16 protein-coding genes and 1 pseudogene are annotated in these 21723 nt (G+C 67.0%); 12 read left to right on the forward strand and 5 right to left on the reverse strand.

Features of this window, described 5'->3' with window-relative positions:
- The first annotated feature begins 93 nt into the window (after positions 1–93).
- From BDO18943_RS39845 to BDO18943_RS39885, 9 genes are all read left to right on the forward strand, one after another.
- Positions 94–1179 carry a porin gene (locus BDO18943_RS39845; protein ID WP_051889637.1) on the forward strand — a complete coding sequence of 362 codons (1086 nt, stop codon included), beginning with the start codon at positions 94–96 and terminating at the stop codon, positions 1177–1179.
- Between the two features lie 34 nt (positions 1180–1213).
- Positions 1214–2029, forward strand: coding sequence for an SDR family oxidoreductase (locus tag BDO18943_RS39850; protein ID WP_174956224.1), 816 nt, complete (start codon positions 1214–1216; stop codon positions 2027–2029).
- 248 nt (positions 2030–2277) lie between these two features.
- On the forward strand, positions 2278–4278 hold the full coding sequence (locus BDO18943_RS39855) for a hydantoinase/oxoprolinase family protein (protein ID WP_175026452.1): 2001 nt from the start codon (positions 2278–2280) through the stop codon (positions 4276–4278).
- Complete coding sequence (locus tag BDO18943_RS39860) at positions 4275–4739, forward strand: acetone carboxylase subunit gamma (RefSeq protein WP_043177211.1); 465 nt, start codon at positions 4275–4277, stop codon at positions 4737–4739. The genes BDO18943_RS39855 and BDO18943_RS39860 overlap by 4 nt, the downstream gene beginning before the upstream one ends.
- A gap of 19 nt (positions 4740–4758) precedes the next feature.
- Positions 4759–6888, forward strand: coding sequence for a hydantoinase/oxoprolinase family protein (locus BDO18943_RS39865; RefSeq protein WP_175026453.1), 2130 nt, complete (start codon positions 4759–4761; stop codon positions 6886–6888).
- 14 nt (positions 6889–6902) lie between these two features.
- The gene (locus BDO18943_RS39870; RefSeq protein WP_175026454.1) at positions 6903–9149 is read left to right on the forward strand and encodes a hydantoinase B/oxoprolinase family protein; all 2247 of its coding nucleotides are present in this window, start codon (positions 6903–6905) and stop codon (positions 9147–9149) included.
- A gap of 121 nt (positions 9150–9270) precedes the next feature.
- Positions 9271–10125 carry a hypothetical protein gene (locus BDO18943_RS39875; protein ID WP_175026455.1) on the forward strand — a complete coding sequence of 285 codons (855 nt, stop codon included), beginning with the start codon at positions 9271–9273 and terminating at the stop codon, positions 10123–10125.
- The gene (locus BDO18943_RS39880) at positions 10119–12116 is read left to right on the forward strand and encodes an acetoacetate--CoA ligase (RefSeq protein ID WP_175026456.1); all 1998 of its coding nucleotides are present in this window, start codon (positions 10119–10121) and stop codon (positions 12114–12116) included. Before BDO18943_RS39875 ends, BDO18943_RS39880 begins: the two co-directional genes overlap by 7 nt.
- A gap of 242 nt (positions 12117–12358) precedes the next feature.
- On the forward strand, positions 12359–15028 hold the full coding sequence (locus BDO18943_RS39885) for a LuxR C-terminal-related transcriptional regulator (RefSeq protein ID WP_175026457.1): 2670 nt from the start codon (positions 12359–12361) through the stop codon (positions 15026–15028).
- 165 nt (positions 15029–15193) lie between these two features.
- Here the strand turns inward: BDO18943_RS39885 and BDO18943_RS39890 are convergent, their stop codons facing one another.
- Positions 15194–15547, reverse strand: a complete 354-nt coding sequence (locus tag BDO18943_RS39890; protein ID WP_205187835.1) for an alpha/beta hydrolase family protein — start codon at positions 15545–15547, stop codon at positions 15194–15196.
- Between the two features lie 110 nt (positions 15548–15657).
- Positions 15658–16587 (reverse strand): LysR family transcriptional regulator, encoded by a 930-nt coding sequence (locus tag BDO18943_RS39895; protein ID WP_235996310.1) that lies wholly within the window; start codon positions 16585–16587, stop codon positions 15658–15660.
- 86 nt (positions 16588–16673) lie between these two features.
- Here BDO18943_RS39895 and BDO18943_RS39900 point away from each other — a divergent pair, with 86 nt between their 5' ends.
- Positions 16674–17546: an NmrA family NAD(P)-binding protein gene (locus BDO18943_RS39900; RefSeq protein WP_175026458.1), complete on the forward strand. Its 873-nt coding sequence runs from the start codon at positions 16674–16676 to the stop codon at positions 17544–17546.
- A 183-nt stretch (positions 17547–17729) separates the two neighbouring features.
- On the opposite strand, the gene BDO18943_RS39905 is transcribed toward BDO18943_RS39900, so the two are convergent.
- On the reverse strand, positions 17730–18308 hold the full coding sequence (locus BDO18943_RS39905; RefSeq protein WP_235996311.1) for a TetR/AcrR family transcriptional regulator: 579 nt from the start codon (positions 18306–18308) through the stop codon (positions 17730–17732).
- Between the two features lie 376 nt (positions 18309–18684).
- Between BDO18943_RS39905 and BDO18943_RS39910 the strand changes: the two genes are divergently transcribed.
- Positions 18685–19020, forward strand: a complete 336-nt coding sequence (locus tag BDO18943_RS39910; RefSeq protein ID WP_235996312.1) for an H-NS histone family protein — start codon at positions 18685–18687, stop codon at positions 19018–19020.
- Positions 19021–19126: 106 nt separating this feature from the next.
- Here the strand turns inward: BDO18943_RS39910 and BDO18943_RS39915 are convergent, their stop codons facing one another.
- Complete coding sequence (locus BDO18943_RS39915) at positions 19127–19891, reverse strand: SDR family oxidoreductase (RefSeq protein ID WP_175026461.1); 765 nt, start codon at positions 19889–19891, stop codon at positions 19127–19129.
- 140 nt (positions 19892–20031) lie between these two features.
- Positions 20032–20976 (reverse strand): LysR family transcriptional regulator, encoded by a 945-nt coding sequence (locus tag BDO18943_RS39920; protein WP_175026462.1) that lies wholly within the window; start codon positions 20974–20976, stop codon positions 20032–20034.
- Between the two features lie 165 nt (positions 20977–21141).
- Between BDO18943_RS39920 and BDO18943_RS39925 the strand changes: the two are divergent.
- Positions 21142–21672, forward strand: a pseudogene (locus BDO18943_RS39925) (FAD-dependent oxidoreductase); the annotation flags it as partial.
- Positions 21673–21723: the final 51 nt, after the last annotated feature.

A 21723-nucleotide genomic window follows, 5' to 3' on the forward strand; every position in this document is an offset into this window, starting at 1 on the left:
CTCCAATGCAAACCAAAGTAGACGTTGGAGGCAGGCGATTCATTTACGTTCAATCAAGAATCGAACGCTACACTAGAACAGGAGACATCCCCGATGACGACCATCCCGTCCGGTAAACGTTTCGCGTCCGCTGCCGGCATCCTGCTGGCCGCCGCCGCTTTGCCCGCGCATGCGCAAAGCAGCGTCACGCTTTACGGCGTCGTCGACGCCGGCATCCTCTATACGAGCAAGGCGATCGATCCGAAGACCGGTCTGAATGCCGGGCATCAGGTCTCGATGATCACCGGCGGGATGACGCCGTCGTTGTTCGGCCTGAAAGGCACCGAGGATCTCGGCGGCGGCGTGAAGGCGCTCTTCACGCTCGAAAGCGGCATCGACGTGTCGAACGGCGGCTATGCGGATTCGAACGGCAACCTGTTCGGCCGGCAGGCGTGGGTGGGGATCGAGAGCACCTACGGCACCGTGAAGGCGGGCGTCCAGTTCTCGCCGTTCGTGCTGTCGTTGATCGCCACCGACGCGCGCAGCGTGTCGTACTTCGGCAGCGGCGTGCCGATCTATGTCGGCGGCGTGCTCGTGACCGGGATCTTCAACGCGAACGCGATTTCGTACACGAGCCCGGTGGTGGCGGGCTTCCAGGGCAGCGCGATGCTTGCGCTCGGCGGCACGGCCGGCGATTTCCAGGCGGGCCGGCAGTATTCGGCGAGCCTCAACTACACCTACGGGCCGTTGCTCGTCAGCGCCGCGATGTACAACGGCAATGCGGGCGGCACGGCCGCATCGACGCCGGTGCCGAGCACGGTGCCGTTTACCGGGCGCACGCTCGGCGCGAGCTATCAGTACGACGCGCTCACGGTGAGAGCCGCGTACGTCAATTACAAGATCGCGGGCTCGTTCGACAGCCGCGTCTACGGCGGCGGTGCCGCCTATCAGTTCACGCCGGTCGTGAGCGCGGATGCCGGCGTCTGGTACACGAGCGACGGCAACGATACGAACAATCACTCGATCATGGCGGCGGCAGGGCTGACGTACAGCCTGTCGAAGGCAACGTTGCTGTACGGGCAGCTTGGCTATGTGAACAACCACGGCAAGATGAACACGGGGCTGTCGACGAACGGCGCGCTGTACGGCGCGAACGGGTCGACGTTCGGCACCGTGCTCGGCGTGCGCCACCTGTTCTGACGATGCGGTTCCCAGGGTTCGACAGGAGGGCAGCATGCAGATCGAGTTAGGTTTCGAGCAACGCCACGTGTTCGTCTTCGGCGGCACGACCGGCATCAACTTCGGCATCGCGCAAGCATTCGCGCGATGCGGCGCGGCTGTCAGCGTGGCGAGCCGCAAGCGCGAGAACGTCGACGCGGCCGTGCAGACGTTGCGCATGACGCATGCGTCGGTGTACGGCGCATGCGCCGACGTACGCGATTTCGACGCGGTGGGCACCGCGCTCGGCGACGCGGCGCGCGAATTCGGCCCGATCGACGTGCTGATATCGGGCGCGGCAGGCAATTTCCTGTGCGACGCGAATGCGATGTCGGCGAACGGATTCCGCACGGTCATCGATATCGACCTGGTCGGCTCGTTCAACGTGATGCGGCAGGCCTATCCGCATCTGCGCAAGCCGGGCGCATCGATCATCAGCATCACCGCGCCGCAGGCGACGGTGCCGATGCGCCATCAGGCACACGCATCCGCGGCGAAAGCCGGCATCGACCAGCTCACACGCGTGCTCGCGCTGGAATGGGGCGCCGACGGCGTGCGCGTCAACGCGATCTCGCCGGGCCCGATCGACGGCACGGAAGGCTTTCGCAAGCTGATCGCCCGCACCGACGACGAACTCGCGCTGGCCGAGTCGGCCGTGCCGCTGCGCCGGTTCGGCACGACCGACGACATTGCGAATCTCGCGCTGTTTCTCGCGTCGCCGTATGCGTCGTACGTGTCCGGCGCGGTGATTCCGTGCGACGGCGGCGGTGCGATCGACAGCGTGAAGCCGGCGATCGAGCGGGCGGGCGCGAACGCGTCGGCCGGCGCCTGACGCGCGCGACCGATACGGGCAATCCATACCCGATAACTACCCGGACGGGTGGCGGCGGCCGACGGGCCGATGCCTACACTGATTCCACGACGAACATGAACAAACAGGAGACGACGTGCATTCCCTTCCTTTTCCGACGCCGCACGGTTGCATGACGGAACCGCGCGCGCCCATCGACATGCATCGTGCCGCGCGGGCACGGCAGCCGGGCCGCGCCTGAACCGGCCGATCACGAAGCGAGAGAGCTCATGACAATCCCAACCGATTCGATCCAGCCCGCGGTATCGGGCACGTCAGGCACACGGACTGCGCGGCATCGCCTGATCAACATCGATAACGGCGGCACGCTGACCGACATCTGCGTGATGGATGGCGGCAACGTGATCCGCACGAAAACGCTGACCACGCCGCACGACCTGTCGCAATGCCTGTTCGACGGGCTGCGCAAGGCGTCCGTGGCGATTTACGGCAATGAAGACCTGGAGGCGCTGCTGCTGTCGACGGCCGCGATCCGCTACTCGACGACACAGGGGACGAACGCGCTCGTGGAGCGCAAGGGGCCGCGACTCGGGCTCGTGGTCGGCGGAACGCTGTCGGCTGAGCAAGTGCGCGAAGCCGACGGCGCCGCAGGCCTGTTCGACGCGGTGATCGGCAGCCGTGCGGTCACGCTGTCCGGCGATGCGCCCGAGGCCGACGTGGTTCGCGCGGTCGGCGAACTCGCCGCGTCGGGGGCCAACCGGCTCGTCGTGGCGATCGGCGGCCCGCGCCGCGTCGAACTCGAACAGCGCCTGAAGCGCAGGCTGCTGCGCAGCTTTCCGCCGCACCTGCTCGGCGCGCTGCCGATCCTGTATGCCCACGAAATCGCCGACGATGCGAGCGACGTGCGCCGCACGTGGACCGCGCTGTTCAACGCATTCCTGCATCCGGCGATGGAGCGCTTTCTCTACAGCGCCGAGCAGAAGCTGCGCGATGCGCGCGCGCAGAGCCCGCTGCTCGTGTTCCGCAACGATGGCTATGCGGGACGCGTCGCGAAGACGATCGCGCTGAAGACCTACAGTTCCGGCCCGCGCGGCGGGATGGAAGGCGCGCGTGTGCTGGCCCGGCACTACGGGTTGACGCATCTGCTGTCGATGGACATCGGCGGAACGACGACCGACATCGGGGTCGTCGACGAACGGGGCGTGCGCGCGGACCGGCACGGCAGCGTCGAAGGCGTCGCGACGTCGTTCGCGTTGTGCGACGTGGTCAGCGCGGGCGTCGGCGGCAGTTCGATCATCCGCGTGGAAGGCGAACGCATCGCGGTCGGGCCGGAAAGCGTCGGCAGCGCACCCGGGCCGGCCTGTTTCGGCCTGGGCGGCACGCAGGCGACGATCACCGATGCGTTCACGCTGTCGGGCCTGCTCGATCCCGCGTCGTTCTTCGGCGGCAAGCTGCAGCTCGACCCGGCGCGTGCTCGCCAGGCGATTCATGCGCATGTGGCCGATCCGCTGAAGATGGGCGACCTCGAAGCGCTGTCCGCGATGGAAGCCGCGTGGGTGAAGAAGGTCGCCGACAGCCTCACCGCGTATTCGCCGATCCGGCCCGACACGACGCTCGCCGCGTTCGGCGGCGCGGGCGCGCTCGTCGCGTGCCGCGTCGCGGAGGCGATCGGTGTGAGGCGGGTGCTGATTCCGGGGCTGGCGGCCGTGTTTTCCGCCTACGGAATCGGCTTTTCGGACGTGGGTCACAGCTTCTCGGCGCCCCTTGCCGAAGCGACCGACCGCGCACTCGCTGCCGCGATGGACACGCTGTTGACGCAGGCGTCACGTGCGATGTTCGGTGAAGACGCGGCGATCGACGACTGCCGGTTGGTCTATACGGTCGAAGCGACCGGCGCCGACGGCCGGAGTACCGAGCACGCGGTGACCGGCACGACGCTGCCGGCCGGGCTGGCGCCGGATGCGACGCTGTCCGTGTCGCTGACCGCGATCAAGCGCATGCCGCAAGCGACGCTGGACGGCCGCTTCGGCGAGGCCGACCACCAGCCCGCGGTGGCGCACGGCACGCGGCACGTCGTGGTCGATGGCCACGAGACCGAACTGCCGCTGTACCGCGTCGAGGATCAGCCGAAGGGCGTCGCGGTACGCGCGTCCGGCCCGGCGGTACTCGAGGAAGCGTTCTTCACGGGGCGCATCGACGCCGGCTGGCATTTCGACATCAATTCCGCCGGAGACATCCTGCTCAGCCGCGGCAAGGAGAATGAACAATGAAAGTCCTGATTACCGAAACCCTGCGCATCGATCTCGGCACGGAACAGTGGGAGTGCCGGCGCTGCGGTCACGCGCACGGCAGCGCGCGCGACAACTACAAGCGCGGCCTGCTCGTCCACGATCGCGATCCGCGCGAGATTCACAAGCCGCTGCTCGATCCGGACCGCTACGCGCGCACTTACTCGCCGGACCCGGACTGGTGCCGGATTCTCGAGTACTACTGCCCGGAGTGCGGCGTGCTCGTCGAAGCCGAATATCTGCCGCCGGGCCATCCGCCGCTGCACGACATCGATCTCGACATCGACGCGCTCAAGCTGCAATGGAAGGATCGCGACGAGATGACGGAGCCCGCGCAGGCGCCCGATCTCGCACTCGAACGCGTCAAGCTGCAGCGCGCGCTGCATGCAGCCGCACATCATCGTCACACGGTCGGTGCCGGCACCGACGCGTCGTCCACTTGAGCCACGGGGAGATTCGATCATGAAACGTGTTTCCGTCGACATTGGCGGCACCTTCACCGATTGCTTCGTGGCATGGGGCGATCATTGCGTCGAAGGCAAGTCGCTCACGACCCACCACAATCTGGCGGTCGGCTTCAACGATTCGCTGGCGGACGCGTGCCGCCAGCTCGAACTGACGCCGACCCGGCTGCTGTCCGAAGTGGATTCGGTGCGCTACGCGACGACGCTCGGCACCAACGCGCTGATCGAGCGCAAGGGCCCGCGCGTCGGCCTGCTCGTCACGACGGGCTTCAAGCACACGGTGCCGCTGTCGCGGGCCCGCGGTTACGGGGAAGGGCTGTCCGAGCACGAGCAGATGGACATTCCGAATGCGGCGCGCCCGGAGCCGCTCGTGGCGATCCCGCTGATCCGCGAGATTCGCGAGCGTGTCGACTACGTCGGCCAGGTGTTCTGGACGCTCGACGAGGACGACGTGCGGTTGCGCATCCGCGAGCTCGTCGATGCCGGTGCGCAGGCGCTCGTCGTGATGTTCACGAACAGCGTCGTGAACCCGGTGCACGAGCTGCGCGTGCGCGAGATTTTCCTCGAGGAGTATCCGGCGCACATGCTCGGTGCGATCCCGATGCTGCTGTCGCACCAGGTGGTCGGCCGCAAGGGCGAGTATTCGCGCGCGACGTCGTCGATCATCGACGCGTTCCTGCATCAGATCATGTACCACGGGCTCGGCACGCTGGAGCTGAACCTGCGCCAGCAGGGCTATACGAAACCGATGCTGGTCAATCACAACTCGGGCGGGATGGCGCAACTCAACTCGACCGACGCACTGCAGACCGTTCACTCGGGGCCGGTGTCGGGCATCGCCGCGAGCGAGTACCTGGCGGCGGCCGCCGAGCTGGGCAACGTCGTCGCGACCGACATGGGCGGCACGAGCTTCGACATCGGGATCGTCGTGCAGGGCGGGCAGAAGTTCTACGACTTCAACCCGGTGATCGACCGCTGGCTCGTCAGTGTGCCGATGGTGCACCTCGTCGCGCTGGGGGCCGGCGGCGGCTCGATCGCGCGCTACGAGCGGATGTACAAGACGGTCGAGATCGGCCCGCAGTCGGCCGGCTCCGATCCGGGGCCCGCGTGTTACGACCGGGGCGGCCAGCATCCGACCGTCACCGACGCCGACCTGCTGCTCGGCTATCTCGATCCGAAGAACTACGCGAACGGCCGCATTCCGCTGAATCCGCGCCGCGCGAAGCAGGCGATGCAGGACGACCTGTGCGACGTGCTCGATCTCGACGTGATCGAAACGGCCAAGCTGATCAAGAAGCAGGTCGACGCGTCGATGGCGAACGGCATCGCCACCGAATTGCGCACGCGCGGCTTCGAGCCGAAGGCGTTCACGGTGCTTGCGTACGGCGGCAACGGGCCGCTGCATGCGTGCGGGATCGCGTCCGCGCTCGGGGTCGCGAAAGTGCTGGCGCCGCCGTATTCGTCGACGTTCTCCGCATGCGGTGCGGGGACGGTGAACCAGATGCATATCCACGAGATGAACACGTGGACCGTGCTGTTCAACCCGAACACGAAATCGTTCTTCCTGGATTTCGACACGTTCAACCGCGGCGTCGAGGAGCTCGAGCGCCGCGGGCGCGAGGATCTCGAACGGCAGGGGATGGATCCGTCGCAGATCCGCTACCGGCTCGAACTTGACATGCGCTACGGCAACCAGCGCGTGCAGACGGCCGTCGTCACGCCGATCTCGCGCCTGAAGACGCAGCGCGACGTGCTGACGCTGATGGAGCTGTTCCACGAGAGCTACGGCTCGCGCTTCGGGGACGGCTCGCAAAGCCCGGAAACCGGCGTGCGAATCAACACGCTGCGGGTCTGCGCGTACGTCGAACAGCCGTCGGTGAAGTTCGCGAAGCTCGCGGTCAGCGACAGCCCGCTGCCGCCGCCGGAGCCGGTCGGCTATCGCGATTGCCACTTCGTCGGACACGACGGGCCGCAACGCACCGCCATCTACGACGACCGCGCGCGTGCCGAGCGCACGCAGATCGAAGGGCCAGCCGTCATCACGACACGCGCGACGACGTTCCTCGTCGAGCCGGGCTGGATCTATCAGGCGACGGCCCAGGGCGGCGCGTGGTTCCTGCGCAAGTAAGCAAGGAGTTCGACATGCAAAACGACATCAATGCGGAAGACCGGGCGCTGCTCGACAAGTTCATCGCCGACAACACGCTGTTTCTCGGCCCCGATCCCGAGATCATGCGCAATCACAGCATCCTGCCGCGCTCGAAGGTGGAAAACGACGTGCTGGCGCGCGGCGTCGACCCGCACCAGGTCCACCATGTGCGCGGGCTGATCAACTCGGCGCTGTCCGAAGCGTTCACGATGGTGAACCAGATGGGCGCGGCGCCGGGCGCGAAGTGGGGCGACCTGGTCACCGCGATCTACACCGCGCAGGGCGACCTGTCGATGATCGCACCGCACGGGATCATCGCGTTTGCCGCGTGCTGTTTCTATCCGATCCGCTTCATCATCAAGAACTGGGTGAACGACCCGACGGTCGGCGTGAAGGACGGCGACGGCTTCATTCACAACGACGCGCGCTACGGCGGCATCCACAACACCGACCAGTCGATGATGATGCCGCTGTTCTACAAGGGCGAACTGGTGTGCTGGCTGTCGTCGACGATCCACGAGGGCGAGAACGGCTCGACCGAACCGGGCGGGCTGCCGGCCAAGGCGGAGAGCAAGTACGACGAAGGCATCAAGATGCCGCCGTTCAAGATCGTCGAGAACTTCGAGCTGAAGCGCGACCTCGTCACGTTCCTGCAGAACTCGGTGCGCGACCCGCGCCTCCAGCTCGAGGACATGAAGGTGAAGCTGCACGCGGTGCTGCGCCTGCGCGAGCGGATCATCGCGCTGCTCGACCAGTATGGCCGCGACGCGCTGATCGGCACGTTGCGCACGCACCTGGAAGACGTCGAAACGGAGATGCGCCGCCGGATTCGTGAACTGCCCGACGGCACCACGCGGGTGCTGCAGTTCATGGATTCGAGCCTGCGCGAGAACGCGCTGCAGAAGATCGCGTGCGCGATCACCGTGAAGGGCGACCGGATGGTGATGGATTTCCGCGGCTCGGCGCCGCAGTTCATGAACCGCTCGGTCAATACCAACATCGCGTCGTTCAAGGCGGCGCTGTGCACGGGCCTGCTGCAGAACATCTGGCCCGACCTGCCGCATACGATGGCCGTGCTGTCGCCGATCGAGATCATCACCGATCGCAACTCGATCCTCGATGCGGAAGGCGAGATGCCGCAGGCGATGAGCCTGATGCCGCTGTTCAAGGGTTGCGTCGTGTGGACGATTCCGATGAACAAGCTGAGCTACAGCCTGCCGCACCGCTACTCGGCGGTGATCGCGTCGCAGTACGACCAGGCGGCGACGTTCATCTACGGCGGCCTGACGCAGCACGGCGACGTGACCGGCAACTTCTGCGCGGACATCAACGGCAACGGGCAGGGTGCGCGCAGCCACGCGGATGGCGAGCATTCGATTTCGCCGGTGTTCGGCTTCATGTGCGACACCGGCGAGCACGAGATCGCGGAAGAGGATACGCCGATCATCCGTCTCGGCGCGCAGCGGCTCGCGAAGGACCGGATCGGCTGGGGCAAGTATCGCGGCGGGATGGGCTACGAGCAGATCGCGACCGCGCGCGGCTCGGGGCTGTGGGGCTTCATGACCGGCTGCGAGGGCTCGAAGTTCCCGTCGGCGCAGGGGCTGTTCGGCGGCTACTCGTGCCCGAGCTACCAGCTGATGAAGATCAAGGGCATCAACATCTTCAAGGTGCTCGAGGAGAACCCGAAGGCCGTCGACACCTTCGACATCGTCGAGCTGATGAACAAGCGGCCGATTCCGGGCGCGCAGTACAGCAGCCACGACATGGGCATGACGTTCGAGATCTGCAACGAGGGCGAGATCTACATGATCTGCCAGGGCTCGGGCGGCGGCTATGGCGACGTGCTCGAACGCGATCCGGCGCTCGTGATGCAGGATCTTCGCGAGGAGCTGATGTCGCACGAGAACGCACGCGACATCTACAAGGTCGTCTACGACGAGGAGACGCTGGTCGTGGATATCGAGGCGACGGCAGAAGCGCGGGCGGCCGAACGGCTCGCACGGATCGCGCGCGGCAAGCCGTTCGACGCGTTCTGCGACGCGTGGGTGACGCCGGAGCCGCCAGTGACGCTGCCGTACTTCGGTAGCTGGAACGACAGCACCGAGATCTACGCGACGACGCTGGGCCAGCGCGTCAGGATGCCGGCGGACGCGATACAGGGCGCATTCATGCTCGATCCGAAGGATGTCCGGATCGCGGAGCTGGAGGCGCAGTTGGCCGGCAAGACGGCGCAAGCATAAGCCGGCGCCACGGCCGAGGCGCGGCGGCCGAGAGCCGTCGCGCCGAACGTTTTTTCCTGGAGGGCGGGCGGCGGTCGCGTGATCGACGGCCGCCCGGCCTCATGCTGAACTGGAAGGCATCATGTCTCGACTCATCGAACCCGCTCGGGTACGCCGGCCGCTCTGGCTGAATCACGATCGCTACAGCGTGCCGTTGCTCGCGGGCGGCAGCGCGCCGTGGCTCGACAGTGCCGCGTGCGTCGCGTGGGCGCGTCAGGCGCACGGATTGCTCGGATCGGACGTGCTCACGCTGCCGCTGGCGGATCTTGCCGCGGCATGGTCGACGCGCGACACGACATTGACGGATGCGATGGCCGCGAACACGAAGCGCGCGCATCTGCCGCTGAAGGCGTGTCTCGCGAGCATGCCGCTGCGCGAGCATGCGGCCGCGCTGGCCGGCGCGTTGCGCGCGGCGTTGCCCGATGCGATCTTTGCGCTCGTGCTGCCGTCGCCACGCGACTGGGCGGCGCTGGCGCTTGCGTCGGCAGGCGGTTCGCCGAGCGGCGAGGTCGACGAGGACGCCGCCGATGCGGCGGCGTCGAGCATCGCGGATTTCCTGAGGGTATTCGCGACGGCGGGCGTCGACGCGGTGCTGCTGCGCGAGTCGCGTACGTGGGCGGCCGACGAAACCGCGCTGTGGCTCGAACTCTATCAACCCGTCGCGAACGTCGCGACGCATTACGGCTGGGACTGGGGAATGCAATGGCCGGCGGCCGTGACGCTTGCCGACGGCCAGGGGCCGGATTTTACGATCGCGCCAGCGCGATGCGGGCACGGCGCGGCCGGTATCGTCGTGCCGGACGCGTTCTGGCAGGACGGCGGCCTGCCGGCGCCGGAACCCAAGGCGTTCGACGTGGCCGACATTCCCGCTGCGGCGCATCCGGAGACCGTTCTCGAACGGCTCGCGTGCTTACATGAAAGGCGATTGACATGGTGAACGAAGGCGAACTGCTGTGGACGCCCGACGAGACATTCGTACGCGGCTCCCATCTTGCGCGCTATCTCGACTGGCTCGCGACCGATCGCGATCTGGTCTGTGCGGACTACGACGCACTGTGGCGCTGGTCGGTACGTGAGCCTGACGCGTTCTGGGCGTCGATCTGGCAATGGTACGGCGTGCGGTACGACGGCTCGGCGCGACGCGTGACGGATGGCGCACCGATGCCGCATACGCGCTGGTTTCCGGATGCGCGCGTGAACTACGCGGAGCATGTGCTGCAGAACGCCGCGCATGCGGGTGCGGCCCCGGCCTTCCATTACGCGTCGGAAATTCGACCGTTGCAAACGATGTCGCTTGCCGATCTCGCGAGCCAGGTGCGACGCTTCGCGACACGCCTGCGCGAGCTCGGCGTGGCGCCAGGCGATCGCGTCGTCGCGTATCTGCCGAACGTGCCCGAGTGCGCGGTCGCGATGCTCGCGACCACCGCCATCGGCGCGATATGGTCGTCGGCCGCGATCGACTTCGGCGTGCGCACCGTCGTCGACCGTTTCCAGCAGATCGCGCCGAAGGTGCTGATCGCCGCCGACGGCTACCACTTCGGCGGCAAGGTATTCGACCGCCGGCGCGAGGTCGCCGAGATCGCGCAGGCGCTGCCGTCGCTGCAGACGCTCATCTGGCTGCCGAACGTGGCGGACGCGATGCCGGCCGACGCGGCGTCGCTGCCGTGTGCGGTGCACGCGTGGGACGCGTTGCTCGCCGGCCCCGACGTGCCGGCCGATACGTTCCGCTTCGAGCGGGTCGGCGCCGATCACCCGTTGTGGATCGTGTTCTCGTCGGGCACCACGGGTTTGCCGAAGGCAATCGTGCATGGTCACGCCGGCATCCTGGCCGAGCACCTGAAGCTGATGCATCTGCATATGGATCTGCACCCGGGCGACGTGATGTTCTTCTACAGCACGACCGGCTGGATGATGTGGAATCTGCTGGTCGCCGCGCTGCTGACCGGCGCATCCGCCGTGCTCTACGACGGCAGCCCGATGCACGGCGGCCCCGAGTGTCTGTGGCGGCTCGCGGCCGACGCCGGCGCCACCTGCTTCGGTGGCAGTCCGACCTTCGTGCAGATGATGGAAAAATCGGGCATCGAGCCTGGGCGGCAGTTCGACCTGTCGGCACTCAGGAGCGTGCTGCTGTCCGGCGCGCCGAGCACGCCCGAGACGTTCGCGTGGTTCTACCGCAACGTGAAACCGGACCTGTGGGTCACGTCGCAATCGGGCGGCACCGAGCTGTGCAGCGGGCTGGTGGGCGCGGTGCCCTCGCTGCCGGTCCACGCGGGCGAGATCCAGGCGCGCATGCTCGGCATGGCGGTCGACGTGTGGAACGACGACGGGCAGCCGGTCGTCGACGAAGTGGGTGAACTCGTCGTGACCCAGCCGGCTCCGTCGATGCCGATCTTCTTCTGGAACGACGACGGCGGCACGCGTTATCGCGAGTCGTACTTCGAAACCTTCCCTGGCGTATGGCGGCACGGCGATTTCATGCGGCTGACGCGCGACGGTGGCTGCTACATCTACGGGCGCGCGGATTCGACGCTGAATCGATACGGCGTGCGAATCGGCTCGGCGGAGATCTATCGCGTCGTCGAGGAGATCGACGAGGTGGCCGACAGCCTGGTCGTGTGTTGCGAGCTGCCGGGCGGCCGTTTCTTCATGCCGTTGTTCGTGCGGCTGCGCCAAGGCGAGACGCTCGATGACGCGCTGCGCGCGCGCATCGCCGAACGGTTGCGCACGCTGTGCAGCCCGCGCCACGTGCCGGACACGATGGTCGCGATGGACCAGATACCGTACACGCTGACGGGCAAGAAAATGGAGGTGCCGGTGCGCAAGATCCTGATGGGGCGTCCGGTCGAGCAGGCGGCGAGCCGTGACGCGATGGCCAATCCGGCCGCGCTCGAAGCGTACGTCGCGTTTGCCGCCGAGGTGCCGCGATGATCGCCACAGCCTCGCTTCCCGAAGCGGCCGCCGCGACAGCCGATGACGACCCCGCAGCTCATGAACCGGAGGCATGCCTGCGGCCTTACTGTTGTAATCCGTTTGCAGCGTTCTCCGCGTTTTCCCGGGTGGGTGGATGGACGCCGCCGCTGCCGGACGCGCGTGCGGTGCCGGACGGCGATGCCACGGCTTGAAGCCGCCGCGCGAATGCGGCAGGATGATCGACCCGACCCTTCACCCGGATGATCGTGACCGTTTCCCGAAATGCGATCCCGCGCAGCGTGCGTCATGACGGCGTGGATTTGCGTGAGCACAAGTTTTCCCCGCCTGCCGCGCGACGCGGCGCGATCGTGCGTCACGCGTTGCTCGAACGCGTGACGCGGCTCGGCGTGCCGCACGTCGTGATCCTGCACGCGCCGCTCGGCAGCGGCAAGTCCACGCTGCTTCGGCAGATCATGGAGATCGGCACCGCGAAGCGCTGGACGGTCGGATGGCTGACGCTCGACGAGAACGACAACGATCCGCGCCGCTTCGAAACGTACTTCATCGCGCTGGTCACGCAGATGGTGGCGGACGCGGGCGGCCCCGCGCCCGAGCAGTCGCCGGCGACGACCGACAACATGATCGACTGGGTGCTCGATCGATTCGGGCAGATTCCCGGCCCGATCGGCTTGTGCATCGACGATCTCCAGTGGATCCGCGATCCCGCGATCCTGCGTTTCCTGCGCGACCTGTTGCGCGCGCTGCCAGGCCGCTGCCGGATCTATATCGGGTCGCGCAATTTGCCGGACATCGGCGTGAGCACGCTGCTCGTCGCCGAGGAGGCGCTGGTGCTGCGGATGGAGGACCTGCGTTTCTCGCCCGAGGAATCGGTCGAGTTCATGACCGCCCGGGACGACGGGGTGCTCGACGCGGATATCGCGTCGTTCGTGCAGGCGCGCACCGAGGGCTGGCCGGCGGGGTTGCAACTGTTCAAGCTTGCGCTTGCGCGCGGCAATCCCTGGCATACGGTCGACGAGATGCGCGATTGCGGGCCGCTGGAGCTGGTGCGCTACCTGTCGGAAAACACGCTGTCGCTGCAGCCGCCGGACGTGCAGGTGTTTCTGCTGAAAACCTCGCTGCTGCGACGCCTGAACGGATCGCTGTGCGCGGAGGCGACCGGCGCGCATCACGCAGACGCCATGCTGCAGCGGCTGGAGCAGGACGGCCTGTTTCTGGAGGCGCTCGACGGCAATCCGGGCTGGTACAGGTATCACAGCCTGTTTGCGCGCTTCCTGTCCGACCGCCTCGCCCAGGACGATCCCGATGGCGTGCTCGACGTGCACCGGCGCGCGGCGCATTGGTACGTGCGCCACGGCGTGCCCGAGGAGGCGATGTATCACGCTGTCGAGGCGCGCGAGTACGCGCTTGCGGTGCGCACGCTCGACGAATGGGCATCGCGGCTGATCGCGGGCGCGGAGCTGGCCACGGTGGTGGTCTGGTTCGACCGGCTTCCGTTGAACGAAGTGCTCGGCAATCGCAGTCTCGCGATCAAGGTGGCATGGGCGCTCGTGTTCCTGCGTCGCGGGAGCCCGACGCATCCGTTGCTGTCGTACCTGGACCAGACGCGAGCGGGCGAACATGACGGCACCGTGCACAATCCGGACGTCGTGCTGGCGATGGCGACGATGTTCAACGACGATCTGCGCGGCGCCGCGCGTCTCGCGAACATCCCCGTGCTGCATCAGCCGGCGCGCGACATCTTCGAGGCGTTCGAACTGGGCGCCGCCGCGAACCTGCTGACGTTCAGCGCGATGGCGACGTGGAACGAGGAGGACATCCACCACATGCTCGTGCTGGCGAACAGCCACAACGATCATGCGCAGGCAGCGTTCAGCCAGGGATACACACTCGCGCTGCGCTGCATCCTGCAGGTCACCAGCGGGCAACCGAGGCTCGCGACCGAAGCGCCGCGCGCGACGTCGGGCTCGCGGCCGTGGCCCTACGTGAATCGCGGGATGGCGGCCGTAGCGCTGGCGGCCTCGCGGATCTGGGCGTGCTATGAGGCTGACGCGCTCGACATCGGGGAAAGGCTGGCGGCCCAGTTCGAGGACGAGATCGCGCTGGCGGCGGTGCCGGAATTCATCGCGCTGTCGATGGTCTCGATCGCGCGCATCCACGCGGCCCGTGGCCGGATGATCCAGGCGCGCGACACGCTCGACACGCTCGAGCGCCTGAGCTTTCAGAGCCAGTGGTCAGGCGTGCGCCAGATGATCGCGTGGGAGCGGCTTTACTTTGCCGGGCGCAGCGGCGATGCGGCGCGTGTCGATGCGCTGCTGCAGCACGTGACGGACGACGCGTCGCCATCGGATCCCGTATGGATTCCCATCACCGAGATGCTGAGCGGGCGGCTGCTCGGCCGTATCCGGCTCGCGCTGTTCCGGCAGCAACTCGACCGGGCCGGCGAGTTGCTGAAGGTCGCGCTGGCGATCACGCCGGCGCGGCCGCTGCTGTCGGTCAAGCTGCACGTGCTGCAGGCGCTGGTGCAGCATCGGCAGGGGCATACGCGGCTCGCGCTGCGAACGCTGCAGGGCGTACGCGAAACGGCGAATGCCGGCGGCTGCCGACGCGCGCTGCTCGACGAAGGCGCCGAACTGGCCGCGTTACTCGACCAGTCGCCCGACGCGGAGATGCCGCATACGGCGCAGGCATCCGAACAACGGTTCCATACGGCGGCGTGGTACGGCGCACTGTCGCAGCGCGAACAGGAAATCCTGCGGCTGCTGTGCAGCGGGGCATCGAATCGCGAGATTTCGGAGAAGCTGTTCCTGTCCGAAAACACAGTGAAGTTTCATCTGAAGAACGTGTATCTGAAGCTGGGCGTGAAGAACCGCGCGCAGGCGATTCTCAAGGCGCAACTCGACTTGCGGTGAAGCAATGCGAAGAGGACGGCAATGCCGGTTGCGTTGCCGTCCTCTTCAGTACGTCAGCTCAGACTATCGCGGCACGGGATGGTGCGGCGGAAGAGGCCGGCGACCGTGTCACGTCCGGGCAAGGCCGGCAGGCCGCCCGGCTCGCAGCGGGTAGAAGCCGTCGCGTTACGCCCCCAGGTGCTTCCGGAAAAACGGCTCCAACTGCTCCAGCGCCTGGCTGGTCGGCGCAGGCTGGTCGTACAGGTCATAGTGGGTGGCGCCGGGCACGATCTGCAGCGTCTTCTCGCTCGACCGCGCGCGGTTGTACAGGTCGAAGCCGTCGCGGTACGAACCGGACACGCCCGGCTCGCCGCCCGGCACGCCGATCCGTTGCTCGTCCACAAACGGGAGCGTGACCAGGTAGTCCACCGCGCAGCGGAAGTCTTTCACGCGCAGCGCGTGAAGATCGATGGTCAGCCGGTCGGCAACGGCATCGGGTCGGCGCGCGATGCCGCGCTGAGCGGGCTCGGGCTGGCGCAAGACCTACGAGCCGTACTACCTCTACTACCCGAGCCGCCGTCATGCGTCCCCCGCGTTTTCGCTGGTGGTCGACGCACTGCGCTACCGCGGGTAGCGATCGCGGTCGCGCGCTACGACGCCATGTCCTGCGCGAGCTCGGCAATCTGCCGGCGCAGCCACCCGTGTGCCGGATCGTCGTGCGTGCGCTCGTGCCAGATCATCGTCAACGCGAACGGCGGCACCTCGACCGGCAGCGGCACCGGCGTGACCGGCATCGACTGCGCGACGTGCCGCGCGAGACGGCGCGGCAGCACCAGCGTCATGTCGCTTTTCGCGACCACCATCGGCGCCACCAGAAAATGCGGCAACCGCATCGCGATTCGCCGCTGCAGCCCTTGCTGCGCGAGGGCCGCGTCGACCCGCTCGCCACCGCGGCCGCCGATCGTCACCAGCACGTGCGACAGCGCCGCGAAGCGCTTCGGCGTCAGCCGCGCGGACAGCGCCGGATGTCCGTTGCGGACGAGGCAGACCAGGCTGTCGTCGTAGAGCTTGCGACGATAGATGCCGGCCGGCAGGGTGTCGTCGTCGAACGCGCCGAGTGCGATACCGGCCGTGCCGTCCACCACGAGTTCGACGTTGTTGCCGCGTGACGGCGGCACGTCGAGATCCATGCCGGGCGCGCGCTGCTCCAGCCGCGCATTCACGTCAGGGATCAGCGTCAGCGCCATGTGATCGAGGCTCGCGATCGAAAACTGTCCGCGCGCGGTAGCCGGATCGAATACGGCCGGCGCGACGATGCTGGCCGCTTCCGTCAGCACACGCGACACGCGCAACGCGAGCGACGCCGCGCGCGGCGTGAACTCCAGCCCCTTCGGCGTGCGCACGACGACGCGATCGTCGAGCAGCGTGCGCAGGCGGCCCAGCGCGCGGCTTGCCGCCGGCTGCGTCAGGCCGAGCCGGGCGCCGGCCCGTGTGACGCTGCGCTCCTTGAGCAATGCATCGAGCAGCTTGAGCAGGTTGAGATCGACGGCGCGCAAATCCACTTCGTGCATGCTGGACATGATTGGTATGCATTTGAGTTATGTGATGCCAGCCTACATCATCGAAGTCATCGCTCCAACGGGTGGAGCGTCTGACGGGAGAACACATGTTCGTTGTTACGGGTGTCACCGGGCGCACGGGAGCCGTCGCGGCCCAGGCCCTGATCGATGCGGGCGTCGCGGTGCGCGTGGTCGTGCGCGATCGCGCGAAGGCGGCGCGCTGGGCGGCGCAGGGCGCGGAAGTGGCGGTCGCGGATCTGGCCGACGCCGCGGCCTTGACGCGTGCATTCGCCGGCGCGCGCGGCGCGTATCTGGTCAAGCCGCCCAACTATGCGCTGGAAAACCTGTTCGAACACGCGGACGTGACGGCACGTGCCGTCGCCGACGCGGTGCGCGCGGCGGGCTTGCCGAAACTCGTGCTGCTGTCGTCGGTCGGCGCGGATCGGCCGGACGGCACCGGCGTGATCGCGACCAATCGCACGGCCGAGCAACGACTGGCGGAACTGGGCATTCCGGTCGTGTTCCTGCGCGCGGCGTATTTCATGGAGAACTGGGCGCGCGTCGTCGATCCGGTTCGCACGCAAGGTATTCTGCCGAGCCTGCTCGTGCCGGTCGAGCGCGCGATTCCGATGGTCGCAACCGAGGATATCGGCCGCATCGCGGCGGATCTTTTGCGTGAAGACTGGGCGGGCATCCGGAAGATCGGCCTGGCAGGGCCGATGGCGTATTCGCCCGGCGACATCGCGGCGATCTTTGCGCGTGCGCTGAATCGACCGGTGCGGCCGGTGGCGCTCGAGCCGTCCGCGTGGGCCGGGGTACTCGCGATGAATCCGTTCTCGACCGCGGCAATCGATGGATTCATCGAACTGAATCGCGGGCTGAACAGCGGTCACATCGACTTCGGGAGCGACGACACGGTCGAGCTTCGACAAGGGCGCGTGCCGTTCGAACAGGTTGCCGAGGAGATCCTGCGCGCGTGACGCCGGCCGTCCGCAGCCGGCGCGTCGTTGCGGCATCGCGGCGTTCGTGAACGGCGCGGCGGCACTGCCCGGACACGGGCGTCATCGCGTATGCCGAACGGCCGCAACGGGTCGAATGGTGTCACGCGCGATCCGGCTCCGCCGCGGAGCCGGTCGCTGCCGGGTCGCGCGCGACCTTTCCGGTCAGCGCACCGGCGCGGCCGTGGCCAGCAGGCTGCGCAGGAACACCATGATCATGTGCCCGATCGGCACCTCGGACAGGATCGACTGCTGCAGCGACAGGCCCTGCGAGAGCCCCATGAACGCAATGGCGAGGACGGTCGGCGGTTCGGGCGGCACCTTCTTCAGCCGCGCGAAAATCTGTTCGATGCAATAGGCGAGGCCATCGCAATGGGCATCCAGCAATGCCTGCGACGCGATGGCAAAAGCGGGGTTGCGCCGCCCCAGAAGCTTGAACTCGACGCCCAGCACCGACCACTCGGGCTCGGCATCGACGGTCCGCGACCAGACATCCAGTGCATTCAGGATGTCCTCCCCGGACGCGGATGGGTCGCTCAGCGCCTGGGCGATCGCGGCCACTTGCGTCTTCGAGCGCTCCCGCATCAGTTCGATGAACAACGCCTCCTTGCTCGCGAAGTTCGAATAGAACGCACCCTGCGTATAGCCGGCCTCGGCCGCGATATCCCTGAGCGACGTGGCGCCGAACCCGCGGTCGACGAACAGCCGCTTTGCCGCGGCGAGCAAATGGGCGCGGGTCTGCAAGCGGCTTTCTTCGCGACTCAGCCGCGGGGGAAGGGGGGCCATGTTCATGGCAGGCAGGATATCAGTTGATATTTAAGATAGATACCATTACGATTGCATTTCAAATATCACTTGATATGTGAAATGCAGGGCGCGATTGTGTCGCCGGATGTCCGAGCGGGGATCGTTTCGGGCGGGCGATCGTGCCGTCGCGGGGGCACGCACTGTGTGCCGGTGTGTGGCGGCGTGTCGTTGCCCTCGTGTCGCGTGCTTCGTTGCACCGACGCGAGCCGTTTGCCGATCGAGTGAATGCCGTCGTCACGGGGCGACGTGAAACAGTCAGTTAGTCATACGAATCATGCCGGTTAGCATGCGGATGCGGGGCAGGAAGCAGAAGATGAGCGCGAGCAAGACCTATGCACAGCTCGTAGTCGAGCTGGCCGAACTGGACGAGGAAATCGAGCGCGCACGCGCGCGCGAACGTGTCGATGCGATCGCGGAGGTTCACTCGCTGATGGATACCTACGCGATCAAGCATCGCGACCTGGTCGGCCGCAATGGCAGCCGGGGTTCGTACATCGTGAAAGTGTTGCCGGCGCGCTATCGCGATCCGGCGAGCGGGAAGGAGTGGAGCGGGCGCGGTAATGCGCCGCTCTGGATCAGGGGCAAGGATCGCCGTCAGTTCGTCATCGTCAAGCCGCCGGCCACGGCCAAGAAAGCCAGGACCGGCTGACGGAAGGCGCCGGGTTACGGCGACGGCGGCTTCGCCGGCGTTGGCCCGGCGGCGTCAGCACGACGAGCAGCGTTGCGCCTTCAGGCGACGGCCATGTCCGCAGCGTTTATCCGCGTCCCACGAACGGCATGGCCGTCGCCATGATCGTCATGTTCAGGATGTTCGTGTCCAGCGGCAGGTTCGCCATCTGGACGATCGCGTTCGCGACATGCGTGACGTCCATGCGCGCCTCAGGCGCGAGGCTGCCGTCGGCCTGCGGGACGCCTTGCGTCATCCGGTCCGTAAGCGACGTTGCCGCGTTGCCGATGTCGATCTGACTACACGCGATGTTGTAGCGGCGGCCGTCGAGCGCCAGCGACTTGGTGATCCCGGTCACCGCGTGCTTGGTGGCCGTGTACGCGATCGTATCGGGGCGCGGCGCATGTGCAGAGATCGAACCGTTGTTGATGATCCGGCCGCCCTGCGGCGTTTGCGCTTTCATCAGGCGCCATGCGGCCCGCGCGCACAGAAAGACGCCGGTCAGGTTCGTCGCGACGACGCTGTTCCACACATCGAAATCGTATTCGTCGAGGGAAACCGGCGGCGCATTGCGGCCGGCATTGTTGAAGAGCACGTCCAGCCGGCCGAACTGCTGTGCGATCTGCGCAAACGCATGGTCGACCGATGCTTCGTCGGTGACGTCGGCAGGAAACGCTTGCGCGTCGCCGCCGGCGGCCTGGATCGCGTCCTGCGTTTCGCGCAACGACGCCTCCTTGCGCCCGAGCAGCGCGACGGTGAATCCCGCCTGGGCGAGCGCGATGGCCGCTGCGCGACCGATGCCGGAGCCGGCGCCCGTGACAGCTGCGAATTTCTTCGACTTCGAGACAGACATGGCTTGATTTCCTGCGGGTTGAGTGACGGGTGAGGCTGCGGATGAACGATGACCGGGCCACTTCGGCAATGTAGTCGAAATGCGTGGCGCAGCGGTTCACGCGATATCGTAAAGCACGCGCGATAGTGCGACGACCTCGACTACTTCTTCCTGCCCGGTGCGGTCTTCCTTGCCCGCGTGCCCGTCTCCGCAAACAGATCGACGACCACGTCGCGCAGCCACCGGTTCCCTTCGTCCTGATTGACCCGCGTATGCCAGAGCATGTGAATTGGCGCACCCGGCAGCGTGACGGGCAACGCGCGCCAGCCCAGCGAAAACGGCGCGGCGAGCTGCTGCGCGAGATGCTCGGGCACCGTCGCGATCAGGTCGGTGCGCTGCAGGATGTAGCCCACGCTCATGAAATGCGGCACCGTGAGCCGCACCTGGCGCGTCACGCGTCGGCGCTTCAGCCATTCGTCCACCTGCCCGTGACCGGTGCCGGCCGACACGACGACCAGATGCTCGGCATTGCGCCACCCGTCGACCGTCAGCGGCGCGTCCTCGAGCGGATGCCCGCGCCGGAACAGGCACACATAGCGCTGATCGAACAGCCGGCGCTGGTAGAAACCGCCCTTGAGCTGCGGCAGCAGGCCGATCGCGAGATCGACGCGGCCGTCGGCCATTTCGTCGCCGAGGTTGACGCTCGTGTTGCGCACGGTATTGAGCGCGATGCCCGGCGCCGCTTGCGACAGGTGTTCGAGCAGCGCCGGCAGGAACACGACTTCGCCGATATCGGTCATGCCGATCGTCAGCGTGCGCGTGGCGCGCAGCGGATCGAACCCGGTCTCGGGATTGAGCGCGGCATGCAGCGTCGCGAGCGCGTGCGACACGGGTTCCGCGAGACGGAGCGCGAACGGCGTCGGCACCACGCCGCCCGGCCCGCGCACGAACAGCGGATCGCCGAGCCGGCGGCGCAGCTTCGCGAGCGCGTTGCTCACGCCCGGCTGGCTCATGTTCATCTGCTCGGCGACGCTCGATACGCGCCGCTCCTGCATCAGCCGCTGGAAAAGCAGCAGCAGATTGAGGTCGATATCGCTCAGTTCCATGGGTTTCGCCTTGCCGGATTCATTGCTTCCAGTGATGAAGCAGATTCCAGTCATTTTATTGCGGGATGAAAGTCCGCTCCTGAAAATACCGACACGGCCATGCAATCGACATGACCGCTGCGCGAGCCGCAGATCTCACATCGGAACATCGGAGACACCTTCATCATGCAGACGAACCTGAAGATTGCGATCGTCGGCGCCGGGATCGGCGGCCTGACGCTCGCGCTCGCGCTGCGCGAGCACGGCATCGACGCGCAGCTCTACGAACAGACGGAGGTGTTGCGCGAAGTCGGCGCAGCCGTCGCGCTGTCGGCCAACGCGACGCGCTTCTACGAGCGCATGGGCTTGCGGGCGGCCTTCGACGCGGTGTGCGCGGACATCCCGGGGCTCGTTTATCGCGACGGCCGCAGCGGCGCGGTGATCGGCCATCATCGCGGCGACCCCGACTATCGCCGGCAATTCGGCGGCGCGTACTGGGGCGTGCATCGCGCGGATCTGCAGGCCGTGCTGTCGAAGGCGGTCGGCCTCGAATCCATCCATCTCGGCCATCGGCTGACCGATCTCGCGCAGCATGCCGATCGCGTCACGCTGGCGTTCGACAACGGCGAGCGCGTCGACGCCGATCTCGTGATCGGCGCGGACGGCGCGCGCTCGATCACGCGGCGCTGGATGCTAGTGCAGTGTTCCGTTCTGTTTGGAACTTAAGCGACTGTTGGCGCGAATGACCTTCTGCAAGATGTCGCGCGC

It is taken from the genome of Burkholderia aenigmatica, from assembly GCF_902499175.1.
Classification (GTDB): domain Bacteria; phylum Pseudomonadota; class Gammaproteobacteria; order Burkholderiales; family Burkholderiaceae; genus Burkholderia; species Burkholderia aenigmatica.

What these genes read in the sequence shown, in the direction of transcription:
- BDO18943_RS39845 (WP_051889637.1), top strand. Translation starts at nt 94, where the DNA reads ATGACGACCATCCCGTCCGGTAAACGTTTCGCGTCCGCTGCCGGCATC.
- BDO18943_RS39850 (WP_174956224.1), top strand. Translation starts at nt 1,214, where the DNA reads ATGCAGATCGAGTTAGGTTTCGAGCAACGCCACGTGTTCGTCTTCGGC.
- BDO18943_RS39855 (WP_175026452.1), top strand. Translation starts at nt 2,278, where the DNA reads ATGACAATCCCAACCGATTCGATCCAGCCCGCGGTATCGGGCACGTCA.
- BDO18943_RS39860 (WP_043177211.1), top strand. Translation starts at nt 4,275, where the DNA reads ATGAAAGTCCTGATTACCGAAACCCTGCGCATCGATCTCGGCACGGAA.
- BDO18943_RS39865 (WP_175026453.1), top strand. Translation starts at nt 4,759, where the DNA reads ATGAAACGTGTTTCCGTCGACATTGGCGGCACCTTCACCGATTGCTTC.
- BDO18943_RS39870 (WP_175026454.1), top strand. Translation starts at nt 6,903, where the DNA reads ATGCAAAACGACATCAATGCGGAAGACCGGGCGCTGCTCGACAAGTTC.
- BDO18943_RS39875 (WP_175026455.1), top strand. Translation starts at nt 9,271, where the DNA reads ATGTCTCGACTCATCGAACCCGCTCGGGTACGCCGGCCGCTCTGGCTG.
- BDO18943_RS39880 (WP_175026456.1), top strand. Translation starts at nt 10,119, where the DNA reads ATGGTGAACGAAGGCGAACTGCTGTGGACGCCCGACGAGACATTCGTA.
- BDO18943_RS39885 (WP_175026457.1), top strand. Translation starts at nt 12,359, where the DNA reads ATGATCGTGACCGTTTCCCGAAATGCGATCCCGCGCAGCGTGCGTCAT.
- BDO18943_RS39895 (WP_235996310.1), bottom strand. Translation starts at nt 16,587, where the DNA reads ATGTCCAGCATGCACGAAGTGGATTTGCGCGCCGTCGATCTCAACCTG.
- BDO18943_RS39900 (WP_175026458.1), top strand. Translation starts at nt 16,674, where the DNA reads ATGTTCGTTGTTACGGGTGTCACCGGGCGCACGGGAGCCGTCGCGGCC.
- BDO18943_RS39910 (WP_235996312.1), top strand. Translation starts at nt 18,685, where the DNA reads ATGAGCGCGAGCAAGACCTATGCACAGCTCGTAGTCGAGCTGGCCGAA.
- BDO18943_RS39915 (WP_175026461.1), bottom strand. Translation starts at nt 19,891, where the DNA reads ATGTCTGTCTCGAAGTCGAAGAAATTCGCAGCTGTCACGGGCGCCGGC.
- BDO18943_RS39920 (WP_175026462.1), bottom strand. Translation starts at nt 20,976, where the DNA reads ATGGAACTGAGCGATATCGACCTCAATCTGCTGCTGCTTTTCCAGCGG.